The organism is Lysinibacillus sp. FJAT-14222 (genome assembly GCF_001278875.1).
Classification (GTDB): domain Bacteria; phylum Bacillota; class Bacilli; order Bacillales_A; family Planococcaceae; genus Lysinibacillus; species Lysinibacillus agricola.
Genome location: NZ_LIYL01000034.1, coordinates 19,616 through 32,086 on the forward strand (window position 1 = coordinate 19,616; position 12,471 = coordinate 32,086).

General features: G+C 37.9%; 15 protein-coding genes and 1 riboswitch. Of the genes, 3 read left to right on the forward strand and 12 right to left on the reverse strand.

Translation table 11 applies throughout. From position 1 onward, the window contains the following. Positions 1–497: 497 nt before the first annotated feature. Positions 498–1,196, forward strand: a complete 699-nt coding sequence (locus tag AN161_RS30350) for a hypothetical protein (RefSeq protein WP_143114820.1) — start codon at positions 498–500, stop codon at positions 1,194–1,196. A 59-nt stretch (positions 1,197–1,255) separates the two neighbouring features. Here the strand turns inward: AN161_RS30350 and gcvPB are convergent, their stop codons facing one another. From gcvPB to comGA, 11 genes are all read right to left on the reverse strand, one after another. Next, positions 1,256–2,719, reverse strand: coding sequence for an aminomethyl-transferring glycine dehydrogenase subunit GcvPB (gene gcvPB, locus AN161_RS14905; protein WP_053595133.1), 1,464 nt, complete (start codon positions 2,717–2,719; stop codon positions 1,256–1,258). After that, on the reverse strand, positions 2,712–4,058 hold the full coding sequence (gene gcvPA, locus AN161_RS14910; RefSeq protein WP_053595134.1) for an aminomethyl-transferring glycine dehydrogenase subunit GcvPA: 1,347 nt from the start codon (positions 4,056–4,058) through the stop codon (positions 2,712–2,714). Before gcvPA ends, gcvPB begins: the two co-directional genes overlap by 8 nt. A gap of 25 nt (positions 4,059–4,083) precedes the next feature. Next, positions 4,084–5,187 carry a glycine cleavage system aminomethyltransferase GcvT gene (gcvT, locus tag AN161_RS14915; protein WP_053595135.1) on the reverse strand — a complete coding sequence of 368 codons (1,104 nt, stop codon included), beginning with the start codon at positions 5,185–5,187 and terminating at the stop codon, positions 4,084–4,086. Between the two features lie 281 nt (positions 5,188–5,468). Beyond that, positions 5,469–5,561: riboswitch (glycine riboswitch) on the reverse strand. A 144-nt stretch (positions 5,562–5,705) separates the two neighbouring features. Then, on the reverse strand, positions 5,706–6,221 hold the full coding sequence (locus tag AN161_RS14920) for a shikimate kinase (protein ID WP_053595136.1): 516 nt from the start codon (positions 6,219–6,221) through the stop codon (positions 5,706–5,708). Positions 6,222–6,240: 19 nt separating this feature from the next. Beyond that, positions 6,241–6,441 (reverse strand): hypothetical protein, encoded by a 201-nt coding sequence (locus AN161_RS14925; RefSeq protein WP_053595137.1) that lies wholly within the window; start codon positions 6,439–6,441, stop codon positions 6,241–6,243. Beyond that, positions 6,419–6,844 carry a competence type IV pilus minor pilin ComGF gene (gene comGF, locus AN161_RS14930; RefSeq protein ID WP_053595138.1) on the reverse strand — a complete coding sequence of 142 codons (426 nt, stop codon included), beginning with the start codon at positions 6,842–6,844 and terminating at the stop codon, positions 6,419–6,421. The genes AN161_RS14925 and comGF overlap by 23 nt, the downstream gene beginning before the upstream one ends. Further along, a complete protein-coding gene (locus AN161_RS14935) occupies positions 6,837–7,154 on the reverse strand; it encodes a hypothetical protein (RefSeq protein ID WP_053595139.1) in 318 nt (105 codons plus the stop codon). Before AN161_RS14935 ends, comGF begins: the two co-directional genes overlap by 8 nt. Continuing rightward, the gene (gene comGD, locus AN161_RS14940; protein ID WP_053595140.1) at positions 7,147–7,584 is read right to left on the reverse strand and encodes a competence type IV pilus minor pilin ComGD; all 438 of its coding nucleotides are present in this window, start codon (positions 7,582–7,584) and stop codon (positions 7,147–7,149) included. The genes AN161_RS14935 and comGD overlap by 8 nt, the downstream gene beginning before the upstream one ends. Further along, positions 7,584–7,922 carry a competence type IV pilus major pilin ComGC gene (comGC, locus tag AN161_RS14945; protein ID WP_053595141.1) on the reverse strand — a complete coding sequence of 113 codons (339 nt, stop codon included), beginning with the start codon at positions 7,920–7,922 and terminating at the stop codon, positions 7,584–7,586. Before comGC ends, comGD begins: the two co-directional genes overlap by 1 nt. Before the next feature lie 10 nt (positions 7,923–7,932). Continuing rightward, positions 7,933–9,006, reverse strand: a complete 1,074-nt coding sequence (gene comGB / locus AN161_RS14950) for a competence type IV pilus assembly protein ComGB (RefSeq protein WP_053595142.1) — start codon at positions 9,004–9,006, stop codon at positions 7,933–7,935. Continuing rightward, positions 8,984–10,003 (reverse strand): competence type IV pilus ATPase ComGA, encoded by a 1,020-nt coding sequence (comGA, locus tag AN161_RS14955; protein WP_053595143.1) that lies wholly within the window; start codon positions 10,001–10,003, stop codon positions 8,984–8,986. Before comGA ends, comGB begins: the two co-directional genes overlap by 23 nt. 327 nt (positions 10,004–10,330) lie before the next feature. Between comGA and AN161_RS14960 the strand changes: the two genes are divergently transcribed. Both AN161_RS14960 and AN161_RS14965 read left to right on the forward strand, forming a co-directional pair. Further along, the gene (locus AN161_RS14960) at positions 10,331–11,041 is read left to right on the forward strand and encodes a helix-turn-helix domain-containing protein (RefSeq protein WP_053595144.1); all 711 of its coding nucleotides are present in this window, start codon (positions 10,331–10,333) and stop codon (positions 11,039–11,041) included. 118 nt (positions 11,042–11,159) lie between these two features. Beyond that, a complete protein-coding gene (locus AN161_RS14965; protein WP_024361272.1) occupies positions 11,160–11,402 on the forward strand; it encodes a DUF2626 family protein in 243 nt (80 codons plus the stop codon). 404 nt (positions 11,403–11,806) lie between these two features. On the opposite strand, the gene AN161_RS14970 is transcribed toward AN161_RS14965, so the two are convergent. Next, positions 11,807–12,451 carry an MBL fold metallo-hydrolase gene (locus tag AN161_RS14970; protein WP_053595145.1) on the reverse strand — a complete coding sequence of 215 codons (645 nt, stop codon included), beginning with the start codon at positions 12,449–12,451 and terminating at the stop codon, positions 11,807–11,809. Positions 12,452–12,471 lie beyond the last annotated feature (20 nt).

The following is a 12,471-nucleotide window of genomic DNA, read 5'->3' on the forward strand; positions in this document are numbered from 1 at the left end:
CGGGCCAACAGATGTTTTTTGCGCGAAAGCGAAGCGGCAGCAGCACCGATGTTGGTCACGAAGGCGTTATCACAGGACGTGATGTTTTTAGCCTTCGTTCCTCTATCGCTAATCCCCAAGGAGTCGCCGAGTCGTAACGAAGATCAACTTATATCAATTTCGCCTTAGCGTAATTGCCGCTGTCGCACAGATAAATTGCCACAGGTCATGGCGTTCTTAGATTGAGTTCCTCTATTTCAGTAGGTGTTTGGACACCCACTGAAAGGAAACCACATCCGCATTCATCTCACCACCTTTAGAGGTAGGAGTCTTCTACAGAATGAAGATAAATGGCACACTTTTTAATAAATGACAATCCGCAACTTTTGGCTATGTCCATTATTTTAACAAAATACAAATTAATGTAAGTATATCAATATACACCCTTATATTAAATAGTTATCTTATAGTATTTCTACATTGAATGGCGAGGTTAAGCACAATGTGAAGCCATTGCATTGTTTTTTCCTGGCATTTTGACATTCCTATTCGTAACTCTGAAGCTTCTATCCGTCGCTTTGGCTCTTCTTTCCGCCGCTTTCGGCTTTCTTTCCGTCGCTTGGACCATTCTTTCCGTCTCTTCGACTCTTCTTTCCGTCGCTCTGTTTTCTTTCTGTCGCTTTGGCTCTTCTATCCGTCGCTTTCGGCTCTCTTTCCGTCGCTTGGATCATTCTTTCCGTCTCTTCGACTCTTCTTTCCGTCGCTTTGTTTTCTATCCTTCGCCTTGGATCTTCTTTCCGTCGCTTGGACCATTCTTTCCGTCTCTTCGTCTCTTCTTTCCGTCGCTCTGTTTCCTTTCCGTCACCTTGGCTCTTCCTTCCGTCGCTTTCGGCTTTCTTTCCGTCGCTTGGACCATTCTTTCCGTCGCTTCAACTCTTCTTTCCGTCGCTCTGTTTTCTTTCCGTCACCTTGACTCTTCTTTCCGTCGCTCTCGACTTTCTTTCCGTCGCTTCAACTCTTCTTTCCGTCGCTCTGTTTTCTTTCCGTCGCCTTGGCTCTTCTTTCCGTCGCTTTCGACTTTCTTTCTGTCGCTTGGACTCTTCTTTCCGTCGCTCTGTTTCCTTTCCGTCACCTTGGCTCTTCCTTCCGTCGCTTGGACTCTTCTTTCCGTCGCCCTGTTTTCTTTCCGTCACCTTGCTAATGTCTATCAAAATTAAGATTGAAAAAAACGTCCAACAAGTATGAAAAATACTCATTGGACGCCTTATATAAATAATTATGCTTTTTGATAGCGAAGCACTGGTGTACGAGCAGCGCGTGTTTCGTCTAGACGAGTTACGACTGTTGTATGTGGTGCTTCTTGTACGATTGATGGGTTTTCTTCAGTTTCTTTTGCAATTTGAATCATTATATCGCAGAATGCATCTAATGTTTCTTTAGATTCTGTTTCTGTTGGCTCGATCATTAATGCCTCTTCCACATTTAATGGGAAGTAAGTTGTTGGTGGATGGTAGCCAAAGTCTAACAGACGTTTTGCGATATCTAAAGTACGAACGCCAAGTTTCTTTTGACGACGACCCGATAATACAAATTCATGTTTACAATGACGGTTATATGGTAGATCATAGAATGGCTCTAAGCGACGCATCATATAGTTTGCGTTTAGTACTGCGTATTCTGTTACAGCTTTTAAGCCATCTGGACCCATTGTACGGATATAAGTATATGCACGTACGTTGATACCAAAGTTACCATAGTAAGGTTTAACACGTCCGATTGATTGTGGACGCTCGTAATCGAAGTGATATGTTCCTTCTTCTGTTCTTACTAAAACTGGTTTTGGAAGGAATGGAATTAAATCTGCTTTCACACCTACTGGACCTGAACCTGGGCCACCGCCACCGTGAGGACCTGTAAATGTTTTGTGTAGATTTAAGTGTACGCAGTCAAAGCCCATATCGCCAGGACGTGCTTTACTCATAACTGCGTTTAAGTTTGCACCGTCATAGTATACTTTACCGCCAACAGAGTGAATAAGCTCTGCCATTTCGATAATGTTTTCTTCAAATAGACCAAGTGTATTTGGATTTGTTAGCATCAATGCAGCTGTGTCAGTACCAACTACTTTGCGTAAATCTTCAATATCTACTAAGCCATTTTCATCTGATTTAACAGTGATTGTTTCAAAACCTGCAACAGTTGCCGATGCTGGGTTTGTACCGTGAGCAGAGTCAGGAACAATAACTTTATTACGATGACCTTCACCATTTGCCTCATGGAAGGCACGAATCATCATTAATGCTGTCCATTCACCATGAGCGCCTGCTGCCGGTTGTAATGTCACTTCATCCATACCTGTAATTTCAACTAATGAAGTTTGTAGATCGTAAAGAAGCTCCATCGCACCTTGAGTAGTTGATTCATCCTGTAATGGGTGGACATTTGCAAAACCAGAAATTCGTGCAACAGCCTCGTTAATTTTAGGATTATATTTCATCGTACAAGAGCCTAGTGGGTAGAAGCCTGAGTCTACACCGTGGTTTCGACGAGAAAGTGCTGTATAGTGACGCATAATATCAAGCTCAGAAACCTCTGGTAATTCTGCCGCTTCAGCGCGTACTAAGTTCGTAGGAAGTAAATCTGCAAGATCAACCTCTGGTACATCAAGTGCTTCTAAGCCATAGCCTACGCGACCTTCTTTGGAAATTTCAAAAATGAGTGATTGATTTTCGTTATGCATTAAGAGCCCCCATTTCTGCAACAAGTGCATCAATTTCTTCCTTCGTGCGTAATTCTGTTACTGCGATTAGCACGTGATTTTTTAGAGAGTCATATGTTTGACCTAAAGGATATCCACCGATGATTCCTTTATCAATTAAGCCTTTATTAATTTCTTTCACACATTTATTTGTCTTCACAACGATTTCGTTAAAGTGAGCACCTTGGAAGGCTACTGTGAAGCCTGCCGCTTCAAAGGCATTTTTAGCATAGCGAGTTTTCGCGATATTTTGCGTCGCCATTTCACGAACGCCCTGTTTACCTAAAGCAGTCATTGCTACAGAAGCAGCAAGTGCAAGAAGCGCTTGGTTCGAACAAATATTAGACGTTGCTTTATCACGACGGATATGTTGTTCACGTGCTTGTAATGTTAAAACATAACCACGACGACCTTCACCATCTACTGTTTCACCAACAAGACGGCCAGGAACTTTACGCATTAGCTTCGTTGTTACTGCAAAGAAACCACAGTGTGGACCACCGAATGCTTCAGAAATACCGAAGACCTGTGCGTCACCTACACAAATATCAGCACCTAGCTTACCAGGTGGTGTTAAAATTCCTAGTGCAAGTGGGTTTGAAGATACGACAAATAAACTTTTTGCCTCATGTGCAATATCTCCAATTACTTGTAAATCCTCTACTTGACCAAAGAAGTTAGGATATTGTGTAATAACAGCTGCCGTATTGTCATCAATCAGCTCTTTTAATGCTTCTACATCTGTCACTCCATCTTTATGTGGAACTGTAACAATTTCAATGGATTGACCGTATGCATATGTAGCAACGACATCGCGATACTCAGGATGAACCGTTTCTGATACTAAAATTTTCTTACGGCGTGTATGGCCAGCTGCAAGCATACCTGCCTCAGCTAATGCTGTTCCTCCATCGTACATAGAAGAGTTTGCAAGATCCATGCCTGTAAGCTCTGCAATCATCGTTTGGAATTCAAAAATTGCTTGTAATTCCCCTTGTGAAATTTCTGGTTGATAAGGAGTATATGCTGTGTAAAACTCTGAACGAGAAATAACATGGTCCACAATAATTGGTTTATAGTGGTTGTATACGCCCGCACCTAAAAACGATACGTTTGCATTTGTATCTTTATTTTTCGCAGCAAGTACCGATAATTCTTTTAATAAAGCTGATTCTGATTTTGCATCTTTAATATCATATAGGCCTTTAAAACGTACTTTTTCTGGGATATCCTCAAATAACTCATCAACTGAGGATACACCAATTACGTCTAACATTTCTTGTTTATCTTGCTCCGTCATTGGTAAATAACGATGTTTCATAAATGTAGGTCCCTCTTTTCAACTATTATTTTGAACGTTTGTAAAACGGTGTTTCAACTGTTACTACCTTTAAGTACTTACCACGAATTTCGATTTCTAATTCTGTTCCGATAGTTGTGAATTGGCTGTCAATTAACGCGTTACCAACATTACGTTTAGAGGAAGGAAGCTGTGTACCCGTTGTCACTTCACCAATTTCTTTACCATCCTTAAACACTTTGTAGCCATGACGAGGAATGCCTTTATCGATCATTTCAATGCCCACAATTTTACGTGGCAGTCCATTTTCTTTTTGCGCCACTAATACTTCATGACCATTAAAGTCTTCTTTATTTAATTTCACAGCAAAGCCAATACCAGCCTCAAGAGGTGAAATTGTCGCTGATAGCTCTTGCCCATATAATGGAAGGCCTGCTTCAAAACGAAGTGTATCACGACAGCCTAAACCTGCTGGAACAACACCTTTGTCTTTTCCAGCCTCTAAGATTTTACTCCATAAAGCTTTAATATCCTCTGGGGAGCCGTATAATTCAAAACCATCTTCTCCTGTATAACCACTACGAGATACTAACGCTTTATGACCAGCAACTTCAACATTTTCTTGGAAACGGAAGTATTTAATGGCACTTACATCAGTAGCTGTTAATGATTGAAGAACCTCTTCTGCTAAGGGGCCTTGAAGAGCAATTTGAGCATAAGCGTCTGATTGGTTGTCAATAGTCACATCATATTGATGTTGATTTTCCATCATCCAATCATAATCTTTTTCAATATTTGACGCATTTACGCACAGTAAATAATGATTGTCTGCTAATTTATACGTTAATAAATCATCAACAACGCCACCATCTTCATAGCACATCGCATTATATTGCGCTTGACCTACTGCAATTTTAGAAATATCATTTGTCAAAAGATTTTGTAAAAAATCTTTTGACTCAGGGCCAGTTACTAAAATTTCACCCATATGTGATACATCAAATAAGCCTGCACGATTACGTACTGCATCATGTTCTTCTTTAATAGAAGAGAACTGTACTGGTAATTCCCATCCGCCGAAGTCAATAGTTTTACCACCATACTTTGCGTATTCGTCAAATAGAGGAGTACGTTTTAATTCGTTCGTCATTGTTTTTGCCCCCTTATTGTTAGTTACATTTTTACTAGTAGTAGTTCGTCTGTTTTTTTATACTAGTACAGTCAATGCTTGCCCTGTTTGTTCATCCAAATCAATAGGAGCGAACATTAAGCAAAACATTTTGACATAAAAAAAGACAGACGAACCCCTTTTCGGGATTCTCTGTCCTTGCACCTGAAAGTTACACCAGACTGGCTCGCATTATTGAAACAATGCCAATCAGTAGGCTTTCCCCTTTGGTGGCTGTTGTATTACAGCACTCTCCAGAGTTGCGTCTTGTACGAGTCCTTTTACCTGAGAGATTCATAACCCTTTGCTACTTGCTCCTTCGGTGACGTTTACACGTGCTCTCCCCGCACAATCATCCGCCCAAGATTCATCTTGGTACTATTTAGTATTCAATGAACATTAAGTTACTTATTTGTCTATATCCTAACATTAATTGTATTGAAAAGGCAATCATTTTTTAAATTATATTAAAACACGAACATTATAATCTTTTATATATATCATCGTTCGATTTTCAACCTTTTGACTTGGAATACTAAATACTCAAGAATTTGGCGAATCGTTCTACCCTCTGTTAACACTTGTATATGTCCTGCCTCACGATAGAACTTTCTTCTGTAATGATACAGCTTTTCTAGCTCTTCTTTCGTTGAACTCTGTACAATCGGTCTTTTTGGATCATGCTGTATTCTTTTGTAAATATCTTCGAATGTCGCATCTAAAAAAAACACAAGTCCACTGCGTCTCATTATTTTTCGATTTTCAGCATTGACTGCAACACCACCACCTGTTGAAATAATACAAGCTTCTTCTCTGAAATTTTTCAAAAATTCTGTTTCTATTTCTCGAAAGCGTGCTTCTCCGTATTTTTCAAAAATCTGTGAAATTGTCATACCCTGCTGTCTAACAATTTCATGATCCATATCATAATATGGCATCTTTAACAAATAGCTTAAACGTCTTCCTAACGCACTTTTCCCGCAGCCCATAAAGCCAACTAAATATATTTTTCGCATTCGAATCACCTTCTTATAACTACGATTCTACACTGTCTGACAAAATTTGTCCTAATAAATTTATCGTAGCTCGAACATTCATCTTTTCTAGCCCATCATATGTTCGAAACTGAATTTCATAAGACGTACAATACGTAAGAACAAAAGTAGTTACAAAAAATAATAATGCAATTGCGATTAAAAAAATAGTCCCTCTGTCATTTTTCAATAATTGGCACATAGAAGGTTCGCTCCTTTTTAATACCACTTGGAAGTTCAACAGTTACTGTTAACATATTTTTTTCATATTGAAACTGGCATTTATTAATACCATTTAGCATTGGTACATGCCCACCATTTACTTGATCGCGAATAATATTGCTATAACAATCAATATTATGAATGGCATCTGCTGCTTGGAAGGTTATTCTTTTTTGATCTTGTCGAATCGTAAATGATGAAATATCCTCTAAATACATATTCAAATCATAAGCAAATAGCTCCCATTTTGATTGTTCATCAGATAGTACCGTTGTTTTCATTTCAGCGAACCAAAGCATAATGAAAACAACAAGATGCGTAATAAGCACAAAAACAACTAATTGAAACACCGCTTCTAGTAATGTATAGCCCCGCTCATTCATCGACTTCACCTGTCAGCTGAATGCATTTTTTGCGCAATTCTCGTGTATTTTGAAAACTTACACATATCCCTTGCCCATTAATACCCCACTGAAAATATACATCTTCAATTGTTTTAGAGCCTTCCGTTTGCTGTAAATAGCGATATTGCTTTAAGCCTTCATAGGCGGTTTCAGCTGCAATAACCTCTAGCTTCTTGTTATAAAGAGATGTCTTCATAGTGTAGCTAATTGGTATTAATGTCGTGCATAATAACATAATAATGCACACTGATAAAATCGTTTCTACAAATGAATAACCAGATTCATTCAACTCTCGACCTCCCTCGACCTAACGTAATCACAACCTTTTTAACTCCCTGTGGCGTTTTAAAATAAATAGTCCCTGCAGTCATGACGTTTCCATTGTAGTTATATATAATTGTATGAACCGAACTCGAAACAGGCATGAACTCAACCCCTTTCGGAAAAGGTCGTTCATATAATTGTGTAAAAATATCTTTTTTAATGATATATCTCCTTGATGAACTCTCAAACTTCATCGAGATATATTCCCTTTGGTTCATACTATAAGTTTGTATATATTGAATATCTAATTGAATTTGTGTGAAAAATCGCTCAAGCTCCCTAGTTTCTGCTACTTTTAACGAAAACTTTATGACAATCGCTGACAAACACATGGCGATAAACAATACAATTAACATTTCGATAAACGTATAGCCACGCTCACTTTTTATATCCATCAGCTACCAGAACCAGTATTGGAAGAGGACTTCGCCAATCTTACCTCGCCATCATTAGTTATCATAATCTCTTCTTTATTAGGACAGGTCGTTTCATTCTTCTTCAAATAGCCTTTTGCTACCAAATCATCAATTGTTGGATACGCCATAAAATCTACGCGATATGCCTCTACCTGCCCCTGTACCATGCTAATATACGCTTTACAACCCTTCTCATCAATCGTGGCAAAATGTTTCGTAACATTTGGGATTGTGATTAAAATTAAAATCGAGATAATCAAAAGAACAATTAACATTTCGATTAATGTAAAACCAGCTTGCTGCTTTAGATGTTTCATTATTATCCTCCTAGACTAGTTCAATCATGTGATATATTGGTAATAATAAACTTACATATGCGGCAACTATGCACACTGCGATAATGATAAAGAAGGTTGGCTGCACAAATGCAAGGATTCTATGCAATAGTTGCTCTTGCTTTTCTGTCAATAATTCGCTATACAGTACCAGCTCTTTTCCTAAATAGCCACTTTGCTCTCCATGTTCAACAAATGTAGAGAAATCCTTCTGCCAAACTGTCATCAAATTAACAGCCTGTGTCAGCGTATCACCAAAAACAACCCGCTCCTTTATACATCGAGCCAGATGTTGCAGAAATGGTTGAAGTCGTTGCTCCTCTAAAATTTGTAAACTTGCCTGTAAAGAAAATCCGCTTTGTAGCAGACTTCCTAAATACGCAGCAAATTGTCTCGTCAAAGATATTCGTATATAAATCCGAATAAATGGGGTTTTTAGGATAATATTTAGCCGGTGAGCTATTGGTTGTCGCTTGAGATAAAGCTGAAAAATCGAAATGCTACAAATTATTGCAATACCTGCAACAATTAGTGCATCAGGAGAATGCAATAATATTTTTGATAAAGCAATGCTTGTCTCCTCTGTGCCGGTAGTTCGACTTGCCACCATTTTTTCTATATTAGGAAAGAATATGGTGCGAAATACTAAAAACAACAGCAACAAAAATAGCATGAGTACTACTGGATACAAGAGTAGCTTTATTAATTTTTTCTTCGTTGCCTCACTCAAAGCCATTTGCTTTGCCACACCTTTTAGCGTCTCAATCATATGCCCATTATTTTCTGCAACTGTAATGGCTACTAAATGCTGCTTTGAAAGCTGCATTGCTTCAAGAACGCCTGAAACACCGACACCTTGCCTAAGCTTTTCATCGATTAGCTTTTGTATTTCTTCATGCGCTTCAATATGATGGGGTAATAGAATGGAAATAGCCTGATGGAATAAATAACCTTCCTGCATTAACACGCTTAATCGACTAAAAAAATGGGCTTGCTCCCTTACTCGCCATTTGGTTGCCTTTTTGTAATCAAATTGAATCCTCTCAATAAACTTTCGTATTCGCATAGTTCTGCCTCTCTATTAATTCTCTTTGACCTGAAAGCGTTAAATCATGTGGTAGCTCATAGCTAGTTTTTTGCATAATTGCTTTAATGGCCATTTGAAGATGAACATCACTTAATATTTCAAACAATGCACGGCGTTCCTCCTGGACTATCGGTGATTGGAAAAGTGTTTGAGCAACAATTCCTACCACAGTTTGGCGAAGTTCTTCTATTGAAACACCTAAGTCTATAAAACGATAAAGGCAGTTTACCGAATCCTTGGCATGAATGGTCGTTACCACTAAATGACCTGTTAATGAAGCCTCGATTGCGATTTTTGCAGTCTCTTTATCACGTATTTCACCAATCATAATAATGTCAGGTGAGTGGCGTAAAATAGCCTTTAATCCTGTAGCATATGTAACGCCAGCTCGTTCGTTTACTTGAATCTGTAAAAGGTTTGCTTGGTTATTTTCTACAGGATCCTCCAATGAAATGACATGTCGATTTAGCTCTGTCGAACAGTAATGGATTAGAGAATATAAGGATGTTGACTTACCAGAGCCTGTTGCACCTGTGAAACATAAAAGTCCTTGTTGATGTTTCACTAGTTCCATTAACAAGTCTGCTGCATACTTGGAATAAGATAAGGAAGTAAGTGGGAATGCATGATTTTGTAGAAGTAATCGGATAATTAGGCTTTCTTTTAAAAATACCGAGGGAAGTGTAGAAACACGAAAGGCATATTGATCTTGTTCCATAGCTTTTTGGAAGGAGCCGCTTTGGGGTTTGCGACGCTCACTAATATCTAATGCCGATAAAAATTTAAAAAAGGAAATCATTCGTTCCGCAAGATCGTTTGGTAATTCACCTGCTTGGAGCAGCTTATCATATTTTCGAAAATAAATACGATATCGCACACTTTCTGGAACTAATAATAAATCTGATGCACCGAAATGATAGGCTTTTAGTAAAAGTTGCTCACACTTTTGTTCAACAACTGTTTCAAAATTCTGCATATTCGCACCCCTCTTCTGGTTCATTCGAATATGACCGCTCTATTCGTTATTTCCTAGTATAGATACGAACCTGCCACGAGAAAAGCCCTTTTCTTAAAATAAAAATTTGTCATAAAATTTCCTATCAAATATCGTTTTTGCTATAAAATTGTGGATAAGGTGCAAATTTTCATTAAAAATGAACATAAATACATGAAGAAATTAATATTTATGCCGAAAGGAACTGTATCTTTTTCAATAATACAATATAATAGAATCAACATGATTTTTTTCCTAACACTTGGTAGAAGAAATATTATTTGAAAAATTATTATAGAGGTGAAGCAAATGATCCATCCATTAAAAATTACTAGTACATTGGCCGATGAAACTAGATACTCTATTTATGAGTACATCCTGAAAGAGAAGAAAACTGTAACGGTCCAAAATATAGCTGATAAATTCGGCATACATCCAAACGTTGCACGTCTCCACTTAACAAAGCTCTCAGAAATTAATATTATTACAGCTGATTTCGCCAAAACTGGGAAGGGTGGCCGACCTGGTCGTGTTTATAAGGCCTCAGATAAAGGCGTATCATTAACGTTCCCAAGACGTGATGAAAATCGACTACTGAAATGGACAATCCAATTAATTCAGGAATTTGGACCATCTGCAGTAGAAAAATGCCAGAACATTAGCTACGAAGATGGTTACCAGCAAATGAAAAATTATGTAAATGCTGAGTTAAAATTAAATAATACTCTTTCCTTCGAACAAAAGCTTCAGCTATTAACTGACAACGCAGCATTAATTGGCTATATTCCGCAAGTACAGCAAACAGAGTATGGTAAAAAGGTGATATTCTCCATTTTTAATTGTCCTTTCCAAGAGCAGCTTACTACCCACTCAGAAATTGTTTGTTCTTTACATGAATCCTATTTAAAAGGACAATTGGATGCTTTATTTTCTAGCAATGAATTTGTACAAATTGAAAGCATGATACATAATTGCGATTTATGTAAATATGAAATAAACGTGACAGAAATCGATAGCTAATTTAAAAATCCATTTGTTTGTCACAAAGAAGAAGAAGTTCCAGTTTACAGATACCTTTCATATCATTTATAATGAGTAAGAGATTATTGTGTCGTGGGCAAAAGGAGGGGAAATCTTCATGGATAATATGTATAAAGTTATGGCATTCTGGACAGGTATTTTTGCAGTTATGTTCTACCTTGGTGGTATGAACGAGGTATCGCTATTATTCGTAGGTAATACAGGTTTATTCTTATTATTAGGCTTCTTAAACCTTTCAGAACGTATGTACATGTACATTTTCGGAGCATATTTAACTGTATTCTTCGCTGGCTTCACGTACTATACAACATTCATTCACGTACCTGGTGGCGGTCATTAATTAATACAAAGAAAAACGCGTGTCTCATCGAGTGTGAGACACGCTTTTTTATGTAATTTATTCATCAGAGGTAATAGCATAGTAAAATCCCCTTTGCAATTAAATAGGTTAGAATTTAGTTTATTCTATCTATCCTACATAATGCTAGGGGGATTTTTGCATTTTATTAAATTAATTTAGGCTTTAATTTATTAAATCATCGATAAAGACTATGATGATGACCAACATCCTATTGCCCAAGCGGCTCATCGGACGCCCCCAGGAAGCTTTGCTCTGCGCGAAAGCGAAGCGTCAGCGACAATGTTTTATCTGTGCGAAAGCGAAGCGTCAGCGACAAAGCGCCCAGCTGGAACGGAAATCAACCTACGTTATGCTGATGAGCCATTTTTAACTATCGACTAACCTTAAAAACCATTCAAAAAAGGATTTGTCTCCATTTCTGCACCGACCGTTGTATAATTACCATGGCCAGGGTAGATAATAATATCCTCAGGTAGTGTCAATAACTTATCATGAATGGATGTAAGTAATGTTTTTGTTGAGCCTCCAAGTAAATCTGTACGTCCAACACCTTGCTCAAATAGCGTATCTCCAACAATAGCAAAGCCATCATTTTCAAAAATATATGAAATACTACCTGGTGAGTGTCCTGGCGTAAAAATAGCTTTAAAACAAAAATTGCTTATTTCAAATAGCTGTTCTTCTTTAATAATATTTTCATCAGCCGGGGCAGCGACAATATAATCTGGTAATGCTGCGTATTTACTAGAGCCATTCTTTGTTGGATCTCCTAACCAGCTAACTTCTTTTTCATGAATCCATACCGGAACATTAAAAGCTTCACGGACAACATCCACGGCACCGATATGGTCGAAATGTGCATGTGTTAAAAAAATGGCTAATGGTTTTAGATTGTTACTACGTATAGTCTTGATGATTCGATCTGCTTCTTCTCCTGGATCAAATATTAAGCATTCCTTATTTTTATTCGATACGATATAACAATTCGTTTGGACAGGTCCAAGTGAATAACTTCGTACGTTCATCATTGTCATCACCTCAACTTCAT